Genomic DNA, 17534 nt, shown 5'->3' on the forward strand with positions numbered 1-17534 from the left:
GAAACGGCGCGGTTCCGAAGAACCGCGCCGCCTGTTGTCTTAGAAGGTGTAGCGGAAGCCGGCGAAGAACTCGCGGCCCGTCTCGTGGTAGAACGACACCAGCTGGCTGCTGTCGTAGTACTGGTCCTGCTTCTCGTTGCTCAGGTTGACCGCCTCGAGCGTGAAGGCCAGGTGCTTGTTCCAGGTGTAGGTCAGCGAGGCGTCGAAGTTCAGCGTCGCCTTGGTGCCTTCCACGTCCGAACCGTTACGGCCCGGGATCTGGGTCAGGTACTTTGAACGATACGCCGCCGAGACGCGGGTGCTGATCTTCTTGGTCTCATAGTAGAGCGTGGCGTTGTAGCTGTTCTTCGACAGGTTGGTCAGCGGGCCGACAGCGGCCACGGCGCCCGTCGAGGACAGGTACGTCACGTTCGACGTCACGTGGGTGTAGTTGGCCAGGACCCCGAACTTATCGAACGGCGCCGGCAGGAAGGTGAAGGGCTGCTGGTAGTTGATCTCGAAGCCCTTCAGCGGACCGCCGGGCGTGTTGACCGAGGTGCTGAACTGCCAGACCGGCAGGTTCGGGGCGCAGCCCGGCGTGGTGCCGCAGGCCGCGACCGCGGCGCTGTCCGGCAGGCCGAAGGGGTTCTTGTCGAAGGTCGACAGAGCCGAGGTGTAGCTCTGAACGAAGGTCGAGATGTCCTTGTAGAAGTAGGCGAAGGACAGCAGCGCGCCTGGCTGGAAGTACCACTCGACCGCGGCGTCGGCGGTCTTGGCGCGGTACGGATCCAGGAACGGGTTGCCCGAGGTCACCGACTTGGTCGAGCCGGTGCCGATGTTCACGCCGGGGGTCAGCGAGCCCAGGTTCGGACGCGACATGACCTTGGCGGCGCCGAAGCGCAGCAGCAGGCTCTCGGTCGGCTCGACGACGACGTTCAGGGCCGGCAGGAAGTCGTTGTACGAGCGCGTGGCCGTCGTGGCCGAGATCGTCTGGTAGTTCACGCCGTTGACGGTCGAGGGCACCACGCCGTAGCCGAGGGCCTTCTGGCGGGTCTGGACGTAGCGGGCGCCGATGTCGCCGCGAACCGGCACGCCGCCGACGTCGAAGTTGAAGTCGCCCTGGACGTAGCCGGTCGTGTCCCACTCATCGATCGTATAGTTGCTGCCCAGGCTGGGTTCGCGGCCCAGGTTGTAGATGCCGCAGCCCTGGGTGAAGCACGAGTTGCCGAACGGGCTGGTCCAGACGGTGCCCGGCGTCGTCGTGACGGTCTTGCCGTAGCTCGGGTCGTTCATGTGCAGGGCCGCGATGGCCTTCTGCAGGTCGGGCGTGACCCATGAGGTCACGTTGCCGGCCGGGATGTTCAGGCTCGAGAAGTCGATCGTCTGGGCGTAGGACGAGCGCGCGACGTTCTTCAGGTCGTTCGAGTTGATTGGGTTGATGTTCGACGTCGTGCCGTTCGAGCGGGCGAAGGCGGTGCTGTCGGTGTTGTAGGCCTTGTAGGCCAGGCCGCCCTTCAGCTTGAAGGCGTCGCTCCAGTCGTATTGCAGGTCGAACTGGGCGGTCTTGTAGCTGTTGTCGACATAGCCCTGGACCATGCGGATTTCGGCCAAGGTCCAGGCGTCGGCATTCACCGTGTCGCCGGTGCCGTACTTGATCACCGGATAGGTGTCGCCGCCGCTATAGTCGAAGCTGTAGCCTTGGACGTTGTACTGGTCCCACTGGACCGTGTTCTGGACCGGGTTCGAGAAGGTCGACTTCGAGAAGCCGAGCACACCCTTGGCCTTGAACTTGTCGGTGAACTGGCGCTCGCCGGCCAGGGTGAACTGGCGGAACTCGGTCTCCAGCTCGTCGTAGCGCTGCTCGGTCTTCAGGTCGACGTTGTTCCAGACGCCCTTGGTCATGACCGGGAAGCCCGACCGCGGGCTGGTCACCGTGTAGTCCACCACGTCGACCTGGTTGATGCCGCATGAGGCCGGCGAGGTCGCGGTACAGGCGCCGGCCGTCTGGGGCGTGAAGGTCTCGAGGAAGTCCTCGTTACGCTTACCCTTGAAGTCGGCGTACAGCACGTCGAACGAGACCGTGGTCTTATCGTCCGGCGCCCACTGCAGCGCGCCGGTCATGCCCAGGCGGTCCTGCTGGTTGCGATACCAGTCGAAGCGCGGGATGCGCGGGTGGACCGCGCCGTTGGCTTCGGCGCAGGCGGCGGCGTTGGTGGCGCAGGTCGCGCCCTTCACGCTGCGGAAGCCCGGAGCCGTGGCCGTGCCGGTCTGCCAGCGCACGGTGCTCGTGCCTTCGTCCAGCAGGTCGCGCTGAGAATAGGCGATCGAGAACAGGGCCCCGATCGTGTCGTCGCGCCAGGTGTTCGAGATCAGGGCGGCGACGCGCGGCGAGGCTTTCTCGGCCTGGTCGTTGTAGCCCATCTTGCCCGAGACGGCGAAGTTGAAGCCGCGCTTGTCGAACGGGTGAGCGGTGTTCAGGTCGACGGTCGCGCCCAGCGAGCCCTCTTCCGTCTCGGCCGAGGCGGTCTTCTGCACCGTGATGCGGTTGAAGAGGTCCGAGGCGAAGACGTTGAAGTCGAACGAACGGCTGCGGTTGGTGCCGCCCGAGGCGTCGGTGCCGCCCGAGGTGGTCAGGGCTTCCATGCCGTTGATGCGGACGCGGGTGAACTGGGCGCCCAGGCCGCGGACCGAGATCTGGCGGCCCTCGCCGGCGTCACGCGCGATGGCGACGCCCGGGATGCGCTGGATGGATTCCGAGAGGTTCAGGTCCGGGAACTTGGCCATGTCCTCGGCGTAGATCGCGTCCACGGCCGCTGCCGAGGAGCGCTTCACGTTCAGAGCTTGCGCCAGGCTGTTGCGGAAGCCCGTGACGACGACGGCTTCGACGGTGTCGTCAGCGGCGGCGGGCGGCGCGGCTTGCTGAGCGTTGGCGGCGCCGGCGGCCAGGACCGAAGCCAGAGCGGCGGCCCCGCAGAGCAGACGGGCGCGCAGATGTGATGCTGCCATTTCCTTAGTCCCTCCCAGAACGGTGTTCTTATGACACCGGTATCAATTGCCCACATGCTGCGATCGACTTCCATTTTTTGCAAGCCACTGTTCGTGAGGCTTAGTGACGCGGGAGGTCGCGAAAGCTGTTGCCGACGGGGCTTCAGCCGCAAAAATCGAAAAAAAGCGAAACAAAAACGAGGGACAAGCTCGGGTGTCACCCGCGCGCCACAGGGGAACCGAGACCGTCTTTTTCAACTCCCCCTTGTCTGAATGCGGCGCCTTTTTGTCGGAGGCGCGTTCATCGACTCGACGCATTCAGCGTCGCCGTAGGGTGTGATGCGCAGGTTTCGGTTCGAGATCGTCTCGCCTGAACACTTTCCCGATCCGGAGGGCGCTCTGTTGCGCAATCTGGACGAGGCCAAACGCGAGGCTTGGCGCTTGGGCGCGGCCCTGATCCGCGATTACCCGGCAGCCTTCGCCCAGCCCGGTCCTTGGCAGATGGTCATTCTCGACGACGCCGGCCACGTGCTGGCCGAGGTCGACCTAGGACCGCAGGCGCGATCGCCCCTTCGTCTCGGTGCCTCGGAACCCCCGCCGCTCCAGCCGGGGAAGCGCCTTGGGCCCTGGACCTTCAGCGGCGGCCAACTTTATCTGAGCCAGCGACCGGGCAAGAAGGACAGATAGAGCGTCCAGGTCCTGGCGTGTGAAGCCGGCGAAAATGCTCTCGTGGGTCGGCGCCAGCCCGGCCAACACCGCTTCGGCGACCGTACGACCGGCTGGCGTCAGGTCGACGACCACCAGGCGGCGATCCTCGGCGGGCGTGGTGCGTTCCACATAGCCAGCCGACACCAGGCCATCGACGGTTCGAGTCAGGGTGGTTCGGTCGGCGCCGATCACGGCGGCCAGGGCGGTCATCGACGACAGCCCCTCCTTGTACAGGGCGTCCAGCACCAGCCACTGGCCGAAGATGATCCCATGCTCGCTCAGCCGGTCGCCGACGAGCAGGCGGCGAGCCTGTTCAGTCTGGAAAAGCAATCGGTTCAGGTCTTCGATATCGAGCGGCAAAAGTCGGTTCCGGCGTCTGTAGACAAGCTTTCAACGCAAAAACCGGGCTTTCAGATGACGGCGTTCCGCAACATTCTTTAACCAAGTTGCATAAGCGCCATAGGCGGGCTGCTTAAGACCTCTCGCCGATCGCGGGAAACCGCCTACGGATCAGCCGTTGAGGGCCGTCAGCCCCACCACCGCGATCACCAGCCATCCACCGAGCAGGCAGCCGGCGAAGTTCCGGATCAGCCACTCGCGAGTCTTGTTCAACGCCAACATGCAACGCCCCTGAACGCACTTGAGCCCAAGTTGGCAAGTGATTCTATCCACAGGCAAGCAATCTTCAGGCTTTCCCACCACCTTCGACCAACGCAGTTATGTATTCAGGTCAACACCACACCGAATTAACCATCTATTAAGAATTTAGATAAGTCCGACATCCGACTTTATGTCGAGCTTGAGCATAAATTCTGCTTAACTATCAGCAATTTTGACGATGACAGCAAAAATAGATGCGCTGTCCTGCCGCATTACACTGAAACGGCGCGCCCGATACCAATTAACTACGTTGATTTGAACCCACGGACCTGAGGGGGCGCAGTGACGTTTGATATCGCCCGCCAGGCTCTGTTGCTGGCGCTCGCCGCGATCGTTTGCCTGATGGCCTTGCCGGCCACGGCCCAGGTGCTGGAAATCGGCTCTAACGGCGCGGTCACGCGCTTCGACGGCCCGTCGGTCTTTACGCAAGACGGCGTTCAGTCCATCGCGCCCGCCCCTGCCCCGCTGGCCGTCGCCGCGCCCGACGTCGAAACGGTGCGCGCCCAAATCTCGACCACCGCCACCGCCTATGCCCTGGATCCCAAGCTGGTCGAGGCCGTGGCCTGGCGCGAGAGCCGCTTTCGCCCGACCGCCCTATCGAACAAGGGCGCGATCGGCGTCATGCAGCTTATGCCCGGCACCGCCCGCGATCTGGGCGTCGACCCGCACGACCCCGCCCAGAACATTCGCGGGGGCGCGATGTACCTGCGCCGCATGCTCTCGGAGTTCGGCGGCGACGTCCGCCTGGCCCTGGCCGCCTACAACGCCGGCCCCGGCGCTGTCCGCAAGCACGGCGGCGTGCCGCCCTACGCCGAAACCCAAGCCTACGTGACCTCGATCCTCGGCCGCATGGCCGCGACCGGGTCCGCCCTCGCCCTCGGAGCTCCTCAGTGATGCGTAAGTCCCTTCTGGCCCTCGCGGCCTCTCTGTCCACCGCCGCCTCGCAGGCCCACGCCCAGGCCGTGCAGGCCGATCCGCAGGGCTCCAGCGCCCTGCTGGCCGGCGTCACCTGGCTGCAAGGCACCCTGATGGGCAATGTCGCCACCGCCGTGGCCGTCATGGCCGTGGCCGCCGTCGGCTTCATGATGCTGACCGGCCGCCTGAACTGGCGCTATGGCGCCACCGTGATCCTGGGCTGCTTCATCCTGTTCGGCGCCACCACGATCGTCAGCGGCATCCGCGCCGCCTCGGGCGCCGCCTAAGACCATGGCCGCTCCGCTGGATCGCGACGTGGTGTTCGGCGCCCTGACCCGCCCGCAGATGTTCGCGGGCGTGACCTACAGCTACTTCGTGATCAACGGGGTGGTCACCGCCGAACTCTTCCTGATCACCAAGTCATTCTGGGCCATCGCGGCCGCGCTGGTGATCCACGCGATCGGCTACGCCGCCTGCCTGCGCGAGCCCCGCATCTTCGATCTCTGGCTGACCAAGGTCAGCCGCTGTCCCCGCGTACCCAATTTCCGAGCCTGGCGATGCAACAGCTACAGCGCCTGAACCCGCGCAAAGAAGCCACGGCCGGCAAGCGCCTGCCCTATGCCCGCCATCTCGACGACGTGACGATCGAGACGCGAGACGGCCTCCTGATGCAGGTCATCCACCTGGCCGGCCTGCCGTTCGAGACGGCCGACAGCGAGGAACTGAACTACCGCAAGGCCGTGCGCGACGTAATGCTGCGCGGCCTGTCGAGCTCGCGCTTCGCCATCTACCATCACATCGTCCGCCGCCAGGTCGAGGCCCGCACCCAAGGCGCTTTCGCCGACGCGTTCAGCGCCGCGCTGGACGCGACCTGGAGCGAGCGTCTGGCCGCGCGGAAGCTCTACGTCAATGACCTCTTCCTGACGATCGTCCGCCGCCCGTTGCAGGGCCATGGCGGCGTCATCGACGGTCTGCTGCGCGCGCTCAAGGGGACCGGCAAGGCCGAAGCCGCCGCCATCCAGGCCGCCGACCGCCGCGAGCTGGACAGCGCCCGCGACAGCCTGATCTCGGCCCTCGCTCCCTATGGCGCGCGCGTGCTCGGGACCTACGAAGGCGCGACCGGCCGTTGCTCCGAGCCACTGGAGTTCCTGTCCTGCCTCTACAATGGCGAGATGCGCCCGGTGCTGGTCCCGCAAGGCGACGCCGGCGAGTACCTGCCCTATCGCCGCGCCTGCTTCGGCCTGGAGACGCTGGAACTCTCGCGCGCCGGCGCCCTGGCGCGCGGTTTCGGGTCGATGGTGTCGATCAAGGACTATCCCGCCCAGACCACGCCGGGGATGCTGGACGACCTGCTGCGCCTGCCGTGCGAGATGGTCGTCACCCAGAGCTTCGGCTTCGTCGACCGCCAGCCGACCCTGGAGCGTATGAACCTGGCCCTGCGCCGGATGAAGGCCGCAGACGATGACGGCCTCAGCCTCCGCGCCGACCTGACCCGCGCCAAGGACGACGTCGTCTCGGGTCGCGCCGCCTTCGGCGAGCATCACCTGACCGTGCTGGTGCGGGCTGAGACCCTGGACGGCCTGGACCGCTCCACGGCGGAGGTGATGTCGGCCTTCACCGAGATGGGCGCCATCGCCGTGCGCGAGGACGTCAATCTGGAGCCGGCCTTCTGGGCGCAGTTCCCGGGCAACCTCAAGGACATCGCCCGGAAAGCTCTAATCTCGACCGCCAATTTCGCCGGCTTCGCCAGCGGCCACAACTTCCCGGTCGGCCAAGCGGACGGCAACCACTGGGGTTACGCGGTGACCCTGCTGGAGACCACCTCGGCCGGCCCGTATCACTTCAATTTCCACAAGGGCGACCTGGGCAACTTCACGGTCATCGGCCCGTCAGGCTCGGGCAAGACCGTGGTGCTGAACTTCCTGCTGGCCCAAGCCCGCAAGTACAGCCCGCGCATCGTCTTCTTCGACAAGGACCGGGGCGCGGAGATCTTCCTGCGCGCGATCGGCGGTCGTTACGAGACCCTGCGCCCGGGCCAGCCGACGGGCTTCAACCCGCTGGCCCTGGCCGATACCGCGACCAACCGCAAGTTCCTGACCGAGTGGGTCGCCAAGCTAGTGTCGGTCCCCGGCGAGACCCTGTCGGCCGACGACGCCGCGCGGATCAAGGACGCCGTCGACGCTTCCTACGACCAGGCGCCCAGCCTGCGCCGCTTGCGCTATTTCGCAGAACTCTTCCGGGGTTCACGCCGCCCAGACGCCGCCGACCTGGCCGCGCGCCTCGCCCCCTGGCATGGCGCGGGCGAGCACGCCTGGCTGTTCGACAACGAGACCGACGGTCTGGACCTGAACCAGCTGACCCTGGGCTTCGACATGACCCAGCTGCTGGACGATCCGGCTCTACGGACACCGGCCATGATGTACCTGTTCCACCGCGTGGAGCAGCGCCTGGACGGCCACCCGACCCTGATCGTCATCGACGAGGGTTGGAAAGCCTTGGACGACGACGTCTTCGTGGCCCGCATCCGCGACTGGGAAAAGACCCTGCGCAAGCGCAACGGCGTGGTCGGCTTCGCCACCCAAAGCGCCCAGGACGCCCTGGAGAGCCGCATCGCCAGCGCCATCATCGAGCAGGCCGCGACCCAGATCTTCATGGCCAACCCGAAGGCGCAGGCGAAAGACTACTGCGAAGGCTTCGGTCTGACCGCGCACGAGTTCGAGCTGGTGAAGACCCTGCCCGACACCTCGCGCTGCTTCCTGATCAAGCACGGGACCGACAGCGTCGTGGCCCGCCTGAACCTGGCCGGCTCGCCCGAGCTGCTGACCGTACTGTCAGGCCGCGAGAGCACGGTGCGCAAGCTGGACGCCCTGCGCGAACAGCTGGGCGATGACCCGGAGACCTGGATGCCACAACTGGTGAGGGCCGCGTGATGGCGACCTGCGCGCAACTCCCCGTCGACGCCCCGATGGTCCAGGGCCTGATCGGCTCGGTCGACTGCCGGGTGCACGAACTGGCCACGAGCGGCTACGCCGCTCTCGCGGGCCCTGGCTCGCCCGTCGCCATGCTGCTGACCGGCCTGATGACCCTGTATGTGGTCTTCATCGGCTATCGCCTGATGTTGGGCCGTGGCGGCCTTCGGGTCGGTGACGCCACCATGTCGGTGCTGAAGGTCGGTATCGTCGTGGCCCTGGCCACCAACTGGCCGTTCTTCCAGACCCTGGTCTACGACACCCTGACCAAGGCCCCTGCCGAGATTGGCGGCCTGCTGCTGGGCCAGGACGCCCATCCCTTCCTGGCGCTGCAGGATGCGTTCGACGGCCTGCAGAAGTCCGCGACCCTGATGGCCAGTCGCGCCAGTGTTGGCGCGGCCGCGACGCAAGGCGGGCCGGGCTTTGGCGCCTTCGCGGTCAATACCGGCGGCATGACCCTGGTGCTGTCCTCGCTGGGCGTGCTGCTGGCGTCCAAGGTCGTGCTGGCCATGCTGCTGGCCCTGGCTCCGCTGATCGCCGGCCTGCTGCTGTTCGAAACCACGCGCGGCCTGGTCGAGGGCTGGCTGAAGGCGATGATCGCCCTGGCCCTGATCCCGCTGACCGCCACCCTGACCCTGTCGCTGGAGCTGGCCATGCTGGCCCCGTCACTGAAGGCTCTGGGCGAGGCGCGTTCCGCCCAGCAGTTCGCCGCCTTCGACATCGGCCCGGCCGTGACCGTGCTGGTCCTGACCCTGGTTTTCGCCCTGGTCATGGTGCTGTCGGTGATCACCCTGGGCGTCATCGCCGCCGGCCTGCGCCTGCCGCGCGGCCTGGTCGGCGCCGCCTGGAACGACGTGGCCGCCGCGCCCCAAGCGCCGCGCTATGCGACCTCACAGGTCGAGCCGCTGAGCCGCGCCGCCACCGTCGCCGCCGCGGCTGTCGCCCTCGACCGTCGCGACGCTCCGACTTCGCCCGATCCGATCGGTCCGCGCCTGCTGACCGTGGTCTCGGATCGCGGTCCGGCCGCCCAAGCCGCGTACGCCGCCCCCGGCGCGCCGCTTGGCCAGACCTATCGCCGTACCCCCGCCCCCCGCCGCGCCGCCTCGGGCGCCCGGAGAGACCAGTGACCTTCGCTTACCCCCGCACGCTGCTGGCCGTCCTGGCCCTTGGCGCCGCCCTGGCCGGCCCGGTGCTGGCAGCCGACGCTCCGCGCCCCGGCGCCGTCGACCCGCGCATCCGCACCGTCGCCTACGACCCCGACCAGGTCGTGCGCCTGACCGGCTATTTCGGCATCCAGACCATGCTGGAGTTCGCCCCCGACGAGCGCATCGAGAACGTCTCGATCGGCGACGCCCTGGGCTGGCAGGTGACGCCGAACAAGAAGGCCAACCTTCTGTTCCTCAAGCCCCTGGACCGCACGGCAGCCACCAACATGACCGTGGTGACCGACCGTCGCCGCTATGTGTTCGAGCTGGTCGTCGCCGGCCCCAAGGCCACGACCAAGGACCTGGCCTATGTCGTGAGATTCCTGGTTCCCGCCCCGGTCATGGTGACCACCGCGCCTCCGCCGCCGGCCCCTCCCGCCGCGCCGGTGGCCCGCAACGCCGCCTATAGCGTCAAGGGCGACGCCGCCATCCAGCCGGCCAAGGTCTTCGACGATGGCGCGGCGACCTATTTCGCCTGGCCGGCCCAGGCCGACCTGCCCGCCGTGTTCGTCGTCAATGCCGATGGCGTCGAGGGCCTGGCCAACGCCGTGGTCCGCGACGGCTACCTAGTCGTCGACCAGTTGGCGCCGAAGTTCGTGCTGCGCTCGGGCAAATCAGCCCTGACGGTGACCAACGCCGCCTTCGGGGGAGGCGTCCGATGATCGATCCCCGCCAGTCCGCCCAGGTGCAGGAAGACCTCGCCGCCGCCGACGCCCAGGCCCAACCGCGCGTGGCCCGCGCCCATGCCGGCCTGCCGACGCCCGTGATCATGGCCGGTTTCGGCGTGCTCGGGATCGGGGTGTTCATGATGATGGCCAGCCATCGCGCCGACGCGCAGGCCCGGCTTCCGCGTCCGACCAACGCCCCGGCCGTGGCCGCGACAGCGCTCACCGCGCCCGCCGCGCCCCCGGCCGTGATCCCCGGCCCTCAGTTCACCGAGAACAACAGCCTGCCGCCGACGCCGGCTCAGGTCGCCGCCATGGCCGCCGAGCCGCTGCCGCCTGTTCCTGCCGTCGACATGGACCAGCGCCGCCGCGCCCCGACCCTGGTGGTCGACTTCGGCGGGGCCCCGGCCTTGATCAAGGCCAACGCCGAAATGACGCCGACCTCGCCGATGGCCGCCAGGGCCGTCGACGGCGGCCTGAACCCCGATGAGAAGTTCGCCGACCGCATCGGCGGCAACGACAGCGAGCCCGCCAAGGCCACCGCCATGCGCGACCTGGACGCCCTGATCCCGCAAGGCGCGGTGATCCCGGCGGTCATGGAGACGGCGATCAATTCCGACCTGCCGGGCCTGGCCCGCGCCATGGTCACCCGTGACATCAAGAGCTTCGATGGCTCCACCGTGCTGATCCCACGCGGCAGCCGGGTGATCGGCCAGTACAAGTCGGGCGTGGCCCAAGGCGCCTCGCGCGTCTTCGTGATCTGGACTCGGGTGATCCGTCCCGACGGCGTCTCGATTCAAATTGCGTCTCCCGCTGCCGACCCGCTGGGTCGTGGCGGCCTGGAGGGCAAGGTCGACCGGCACTTCTTCAGCCGTTTCGGCGGTTCGATCTTGATGTCGGTGTTGAACGCCGGCGTCGCCGCCGTTGGCAACGCCCGCTCGACCTCGCAGATCTATATCGGCTCGGCGGCCCAGGCCGCCACGCTGGCCGGCGCGGTCACGCCGATCGACAACAAGGTCTCGCCGACCATCCAGACCAGCCAGGGCGCACCGGTGACGATCTTCGTCGCCCGCGACCTGGACTTCTCGGGCGTCCGCAAATGACCGCGCTCGCCACCAAGTTCGGCGTCTACCTGGAAGCCTATCTCGCGCCCCTGGCGCCATGGCTGGCCGACCCTGTGGTGACGGATCTCTACGTCAATCGCCCCGGCGAGCTGTGGGTCGAGCGCCTCGGCGGCGCCGCTGAACGCGTCGAGGTTCCGTCCCTGGACGAGACCAACCTGTGGCGCCTGGCCCGCCAGGTCGCCAGCCTGTCCAGTCAGGGCGTCAGCCGCGAGCATCCCCTGCTGTCGGCCGTCCTACCCGACGGCGCCCGCGTGCAGGTCGTGGCCCCGCCGGCGACCCGCGAAGGCCTGGCCCTGGCGATCCGCAAGCACGTGGTCAGCGACCTCAGCCTCACCGACTACGCCAGCAACGGCGCCTTCGATCTCGCGCTGAAGCCCCAGCCCAATGCCGACGCCATCCTGCGCGCCTTCCTGAACGCCGGCGACATCAAGAACTTCCTGGCCGCCGCCGTTCGGGCGGGCAAGAATATCGTGGTCAGCGGCGGCACCTCGACCGGCAAGACCACCTTCCTCAACGCCCTCCTCAAGGAGGTCCCGCTCGACCAGCGCCTGGTGCTGATCGAGGACGCGCCCGAGATCCGCCTGGTTCATCCCAACGCCATTGGCCTGGTGGCCGTGCGCGGCGATCAGGGCGAAGCGCGGGTAACGGCCGAGGACCTGCTGCAGGCCTCGCTACGCCTGCGCCCCGACCGCATCATCCTGGGCGAACTGCGTGGGGCCGAGGCCTTCTCGTTCCTGCGCGCGGTGTCCAGCGGCCACCCTGGCTCGATGACCACCGTCCATGCCGACGATCCGGCCGGCGCGGTCGACCAACTGGCCCTGATGGCCTTGCAGGCCGGCGCCAATCTGCGGCGCGCCGACGTGGTCGATCACGTCCGGCGCGTCGTCGACATCTTCGTCCAACTTCACCGCCAAGGCGGCGTCAGAGCGGTCAAGGAGGTCACCTTCCAGGACCGCTAATCCTCCGATTTTGTTCAGTTCTTAGTTTCAGGCGCGCCGCATCCCGCGACGCGTCGAGGACCTCGTCATGCGTAAACAGTACTTTGGCTCGGCCGCGGCGCTGAGCTTGTCGATCTTCCTCTCCGCCTGCGGCGGGAGCTCCAGCGGCGGCGGCGGCAAGCCCGCTTCCAGCCCGGCTATCCCCGACATGATCGGCGTGGCCCCGACCGGCGAGATCCTGCCCGACGAAGCCGCGCGCTTCGCCAAGCAGGCCAGCTTCGGCCCCACGCCGGCGCTGATCGACACCATTGTCGCCAAGCGTTCGGTCGCCGCCTGGATGGATGAGCAGTTCAACCTGTCGACCAGCACCTATGCCGACCTGATCAGGCCGGTGCCCAGCACGTTTTGCTCGGCCCAGTTTCCGTCGGGCGCGGACCTGAACAACTGCAACCGCGACAACTTCTCGGCCACGCCGATGCAACTGCGGTTCTATTCAAACGCCATCGGCAACGGCGACCAGCTGCGCCAGCGCGTGGCCTTCGCGCTGTCGCAGATCGTCGTGGCCTCGGCGGTCGACGTCGGCAATACGGCGGGCCTGGCGACCTTCAACCAGATCCTGCTCTCCAACACCTTCGGCAACTACCGCGACATCCTCCAGGCCGTGACGCTCAACCCGTACATGGGCGAGTACCTGGACATGGCCGACAGCAACAAGAGCCAGCCCAACGAGAACTATGCGCGCGAGCTGATGCAGCTTTTCTCGGTCGGCACCGTGCTCTTGAACCCGGACGGCACGCCGCAGACCGACAATACCGGCGCGACCATCGCGACCTACAGCAACGCCGACGTCAAGGAGGTGGCCCGCGCCCTCACCGGCTGGACCTATGCTCGCCTGGACAATGCGGCGCTGACCGACAACAGCAAGCGCGACTGGTCCAAACCGATGGTGATGTACGCCACGCGCTTCGACACCGGATCCAAGACCTTCCTGGGTCGGACGATCGCGGCCAACGCGACCCAGCAAGCCAATGTCGACGCCGTGGTCGACACCATGTTCAACCATCCCAACACCGCGCCTTACATCAGCAAGCGACTGATCCAGCAGCTGACCGTGGCCAACCCGACGCCGGCCTATGTCGAGCGTGTGGCGGCCGCCTTCGCCAACAACGGCGCGGGCGTGCGCGGCGACATGAAGGCCGTGATCCGCGCCATCTATCTGGACCCCGAGGCGCGCACCGTCTCGCAGCTGCCGGGCAAGGTGAAAGAACCTGTTCTGCTGGCGACCTCGCTGGCGCGGGCGATCGGCTATCAGACCGACGGCTATGCTTTCACAACCCGCGACGCCGGCATGGGCCAGGCCCCGTTCCGCGCGCCGTCGGTGTTCAACTTCTATCCCTACGAGTTCCCCCTGCCGCAAGGCGCGGGTCTGCTCAGCCCGGTCAGCAAGCTGATGACCACGTCCACCACCATGGCGCGGCACAACTTCCTCTATGACTGGACGGTCGGCGGCGACGGCACGCGTGGCGAGTTCAAGCCGACCCTGGGCGTCCTGGGGACGATCCCGGACTGGGCGAGCTGGGAAGCCCTCGGAACCGACGACGGCAAGATCGTCGACCGGATCAACCTCGTCCTGCTGAACGGGACCATGACCAAGGCCCAGCGCCAGTCGATGCTGGCCGCCATGGCCGCGGTCAAGAACAGCAACGCGGCCCTGCAGACCCGCAAGCGCGCCCAGGTGGCGCTCTACATCGCCGCCAGCTCCCCCCTCTTCCAAGTCGATCGGTAAGCGTAATGACCGTCTCTCGTCGTGAACTCCTGCGCCTGACCGCCGGCGGCTCGGCCGTGGCCGCCCTGGGCCAGCTCGGCATCTCCAGTGCTCTGGCTGCCGATAGCTCGGGCTATCGCGCCATGGTCGGGGTGTTCCTGTTTGGCGGCAATGACGCCTGGAACATGGTCGTGCCAAACGATGGTCGCTACGTCGACTACGCCAAGCAGCGCGGGTCGGGGATCGCGCTGAAACAGGACACCCTGGTCCCGCTGACCGGCACGGCGTTCGGCTTGCATGGCGCCATGGCCGCGCTGGAGCCCGCCTGGGACGAAGGCGCCCTGAGCGCGGTGCTCAACACCGGCACGCTGTTCGCGCCGCTGACCAAGTCGCTCTACACCAGCCGGCCGGACCTGCGCCCGGTCAACCTGATGTCCCACGAGGACCAGCAGAACCAGTGGCAAGGCATGCGCACGCGCGCCACCAACAATGACGGCTTCATGGGTCGCATCAACGACCGGGCCCAGGCCGCCAGCTTGCCGCCGCTGATCTCGATCGCCGGTTCGAACCTGTGTATGATCGGCGACCGCACCGCGCCGCTGATCCTGCCGTCGAGCGGTTCGATTGTGCGGAATGGCTACAATGCGACCTCGACCGATGCGGCCGTGAAGGCCCGTCAGGCCGCGCTGGACGTCTTCGCTGACGCATCCTCGTACGGTGCGATCACCGACCTGACGAGCAAGGGCATGTCGTCGGCCTATGCCCAAGCCGTGGCCGCCAACACCATCATCTCGTCGACGACTTCGGCCGTGGACAAGTTTTTCGTTCACCCGACCACCGGCGCGGCGCTTACCTCCGACATCTCCCGCCAGCTCTTGCGCGCGGCGCGGATGATCGAGGCACGCGGTTCGCTGGGTCACGCCAAGCAGACCTTCTTCGTCAGCCAAGGCGGCTACGACACCCACACCAACGAGCTGGCGGCGCACAACAATCTCTACGGCGACCTGGCCAACGCCCTGGCCGGTTTCTACAACGCCATGAAGGCCCTGGGCCTGCAGGATAATGTCACCGCCTTCACGATGTCGGACTTCGGCCGCGTGTTCAAAGGCAACGCCAGCGGCGGCACCGACCACGCCTGGGGTTCGAACCACCTCGTCATCGGCGGCGCCCTGGCCAACGGCAAGGTCCATGGCCGCTATCCGGACATGACCTTCGGCGGCCCCGAGGATACCTCCAACGACGGCCGCTGGATCCCCTCCATCGCCACCGAGGAGTACGTTGGCGCCATCGCCCGATGGTACGGCGTCAGCCCCGCCGACATGCCCTACATCTTCCCCAACTGGGCCAACTGGAACGGCGGCGGCCGCGGGCCCGTGCCGCTGTTCGGCTAGACCCGATCGCGGCGGAGGGCCTGCTCTCCGCCGCATCAAGCCAAATTCTGTATCGGTCCATAGCGCCTTTGGCTTAGACCGCGACCCAAGCCCTCTCTACCGTGACGATCAAGAAGCGGCCCTCCGGGAGTGACCCGGGACGACGGCCGCCGCTCGGAGAGGACTTCATGAGCCGAATGTCGCCGACGGAAATGGCCCGCCAGCTCGGCGGCGGCCTGCTGTCGTTCCCCGTCACCCATTTCGACACCAACCACCAGTTCCTGGAAGCGCCCTACCGCGAACATTGCGGCTGGATGCTGGAACGCGAGCTGGCCGGCCTGTTCGCCGCCGGCGGCACGGGCGAGTTCTTCTCGCTGCGTCCCGCGGAAGTCGGCCAAGTGGTTCGCGCCGCCGTCGCCGAGACCAACGGCAAGATCCCGGTCATCGCCGGCTGCGGCTACGGCACGGCCATCGCCACCGACCTGGCCAAGGATGCGGAAGCGGCCGGCGCCGACGGCGTGCTGCTGCTGCCGCCCTACCTGACCAACGCCACCCAAGAGGGCCTCGCCGGCCACATCGAGGCGGTCTGCAAGTCCACCAAGCTGGGCGTCATCGTCTATAACCGCGACAACGCCATCATCAACGAGGACACGCTCGAGACGCTGTGCGAGCGCAATCCGAACCTCGTCGGCTTCAAGGACGGCGTCGGCGATCTGGAACTGATGATGCGGGTCTATGCCCGCATGGGCGACCGCCTGACCTATATCGGCGGCCTGCCGACGGCCGAGACCTTCGCCCTGCCCTATCTGGAGATGGGCGTGACGACCTATTCGTCGGCCATCTTCAACTTCATGCCGGAGTGGGCGCTGGACTTCTACAAGGCGGTGCGCGCCCGCGACCGCGACACCGTCATGGCCGGCCTGCGCGACTTCGTCCTGCCGTACATCTCGCTGCGCAACAAGGGTAAGGGCTACGCCGTCTCGATCGTGAAGGCCGGCATGAAGGCCATCGGCCGCGACGCCGGTCCGGTGCGCCTGCCGCTGACCGAGCTGACCACCGCCGAATATGGCGAGCTGCAGGGCCTGATCGCCCGCGCCAACGCCGGCGACCTGCGCCGCGCCGCCAACGGCTAAAGGACAGGCGGGTCGATGCGTTCGGCGCATCGACCCGCTTTACACATCCCATGAACGCGTTCACGCCTCTCCCTGGCAAGAAGACGCTGGCGATCGGTCCGAACGAGCGCCTGGCGTCGCGCCTCCAGGGTGTGGTCGATGGGCGTTTTCCGATGTTCGAACTGAGCCAGCTGCGCTGCTTCGTCGCCACGGCCGAGGAGCTGCACTTCGGCCGCGCCGCCCAGCGGCTGAACATGACCCAGCCGCCGCTGAGCCGGCAGGTCCAGCTTCTCGAACGCATTCTCGGCGTCACTCTGCTGGACCGCACCAGCCGCTCGGTCCGCCTGACCCCCGCCGGCCGCGCCTTCCTGCTGGAAGCCCGCCGCATCCTGCGCCTGGCCGAGAGCGCTGCTCTCGCTACCCGCCGCATCGCCAGCGGCGAGGCCGGCCAGATCGCCATCGGCTTCACCGCCGCCTCGGGCTACAATTTCCTGCCGCAGCTGGTGATCCTGTCCAAAGCCCGTCTGCCCAACGCCGACCTGACCCTGCGCGAGATGGTCACCCGCGAACAGGTCGAGGCCCTGCTGACCGGCCGCATCGATATCGGCTTGGTCCGCCCGCCGATGGAGCGGGTCGAGTTCGCCACCGCCCGCGTGCTGTCCGAGCCCCTGGTCGCGGCCCTGCCGACCGGCGACGCGCGCCTGGCCAAGGCCACCCTGACCCTGGCCGACTTCGACGCCGCGCCGCTGATCATGTATTCGCCCGAGGGCGCGGGCTATTTCTACAACATGCTGACGACGCTGTTCGACGCCAACGGCGTGAGCCCCAACTACGTCCAGCACGTCACCCAGATCCACTCGATGCTGGCCCTGGTCCATGCGGGCCTGGGCGCGGCGATCGTGCCCGAAGCCGCCATGAGCCTGCACTTCGACGACGTGCAGTTCCGCCCTGTCGCGACCACGCCCGACCGGCCGGTCGAGCTCTACATGGCCTGGCGCAAGGACAACGAGAGCCCGATCCTGCAGACCTTCATCGACCTGTGCCTGGCCGAGGCCTCGCCGACGGGAACCGACGCGCGCTAGCAGCGTGCTGTCTTCTCCCAAGGCGGGCCAACGCCCAACGATAGAGTTTGGGAGAGA

General features: G+C 67.4%; 14 protein-coding genes. 12 read left to right on the plus strand and 2 right to left on the minus strand.

Features of this window, described 5'->3' with window-relative positions; genetic code table 11:
- Nucleotides 1–39: 39 nt before the first annotated feature.
- Both J7528_RS21475 and J7528_RS21480 read right to left on the minus strand, forming a co-directional pair.
- Nucleotides 40–2985 carry a TonB-dependent receptor gene (locus tag J7528_RS21475; RefSeq protein WP_291878770.1) on the minus strand — a complete coding sequence of 982 codons (2946 nt, stop codon included), beginning with the start codon at nt 2983–2985 and terminating at the stop codon, nt 40–42.
- Between the two features lie 525 nt (nt 2986–3510).
- Nucleotides 3511–4032 carry a MarR family transcriptional regulator gene (locus tag J7528_RS21480; protein ID WP_291878773.1) on the minus strand — a complete coding sequence of 174 codons (522 nt, stop codon included), beginning with the start codon at nt 4030–4032 and terminating at the stop codon, nt 3511–3513.
- Between the two features lie 582 nt (nt 4033–4614).
- Between J7528_RS21480 and J7528_RS21485 the strand changes: the two genes are divergently transcribed.
- From J7528_RS21485 to J7528_RS21540, 12 genes are all read left to right on the plus strand, one after another.
- On the plus strand, nt 4615–5226 hold the full coding sequence (locus J7528_RS21485; RefSeq protein WP_291878776.1) for a lytic transglycosylase domain-containing protein: 612 nt from the start codon (nt 4615–4617) through the stop codon (nt 5224–5226).
- Nucleotides 5226–5534, plus strand: a complete 309-nt coding sequence (locus J7528_RS21490) for a TrbC/VirB2 family protein (RefSeq protein WP_291878778.1) — start codon at nt 5226–5228, stop codon at nt 5532–5534. The genes J7528_RS21485 and J7528_RS21490 overlap by 1 nt, the downstream gene beginning before the upstream one ends.
- Nucleotides 5535–5538: 4 nt before the next feature.
- Nucleotides 5539–5826, plus strand: a complete 288-nt coding sequence (locus tag J7528_RS21495; protein ID WP_056045755.1) for a type IV secretion system protein VirB3 — start codon at nt 5539–5541, stop codon at nt 5824–5826.
- Nucleotides 5805–8177: a VirB4 family type IV secretion/conjugal transfer ATPase gene (locus tag J7528_RS21500; protein ID WP_291878785.1), complete on the plus strand. Its 2373-nt coding sequence runs from the start codon at nt 5805–5807 to the stop codon at nt 8175–8177. The genes J7528_RS21495 and J7528_RS21500 overlap by 22 nt, the downstream gene beginning before the upstream one ends.
- Nucleotides 8177–9343 carry a type IV secretion system protein gene (locus J7528_RS21505; protein WP_291878788.1) on the plus strand — a complete coding sequence of 389 codons (1167 nt, stop codon included), beginning with the start codon at nt 8177–8179 and terminating at the stop codon, nt 9341–9343. Before J7528_RS21500 ends, J7528_RS21505 begins: the two co-directional genes overlap by 1 nt.
- The gene (locus J7528_RS21510) at nt 9340–10083 is read left to right on the plus strand and encodes a TrbG/VirB9 family P-type conjugative transfer protein (protein ID WP_291878790.1); all 744 of its coding nucleotides are present in this window, start codon (nt 9340–9342) and stop codon (nt 10081–10083) included. Before J7528_RS21505 ends, J7528_RS21510 begins: the two co-directional genes overlap by 4 nt.
- A complete protein-coding gene (locus tag J7528_RS21515) occupies nt 10080–11189 on the plus strand; it encodes a TrbI/VirB10 family protein (protein WP_291878793.1) in 1110 nt (369 codons plus the stop codon). Before J7528_RS21510 ends, J7528_RS21515 begins: the two co-directional genes overlap by 4 nt.
- On the plus strand, nt 11186–12169 hold the full coding sequence (virB11, locus tag J7528_RS21520; RefSeq protein WP_291878794.1) for a P-type DNA transfer ATPase VirB11: 984 nt from the start codon (nt 11186–11188) through the stop codon (nt 12167–12169). The genes J7528_RS21515 and virB11 overlap by 4 nt, the downstream gene beginning before the upstream one ends.
- A 67-nt stretch (nt 12170–12236) precedes the next feature.
- Nucleotides 12237–13934, plus strand: a complete 1698-nt coding sequence (locus tag J7528_RS21525; protein ID WP_291878797.1) for a DUF1800 domain-containing protein — start codon at nt 12237–12239, stop codon at nt 13932–13934.
- Between the two features lie 5 nt (nt 13935–13939).
- Nucleotides 13940–15304 carry a DUF1501 domain-containing protein gene (locus J7528_RS21530; protein ID WP_291878800.1) on the plus strand — a complete coding sequence of 455 codons (1365 nt, stop codon included), beginning with the start codon at nt 13940–13942 and terminating at the stop codon, nt 15302–15304.
- 167 nt (nt 15305–15471) lie between these two features.
- On the plus strand, nt 15472–16416 hold the full coding sequence (gene kdgD, locus J7528_RS21535) for a 5-dehydro-4-deoxyglucarate dehydratase (protein ID WP_291878803.1): 945 nt from the start codon (nt 15472–15474) through the stop codon (nt 16414–16416).
- A gap of 50 nt (nt 16417–16466) precedes the next feature.
- On the plus strand, nt 16467–17477 hold the full coding sequence (locus J7528_RS21540; protein ID WP_291878804.1) for a LysR substrate-binding domain-containing protein: 1011 nt from the start codon (nt 16467–16469) through the stop codon (nt 17475–17477).
- The last annotated feature ends 57 nt before the right edge of the window (nt 17478–17534 follow it).

It is taken from the genome of Caulobacter sp. (genome assembly GCF_017744445.1).
Taxonomy (GTDB): Bacteria; Pseudomonadota; Alphaproteobacteria; order Caulobacterales; family Caulobacteraceae; genus Caulobacter.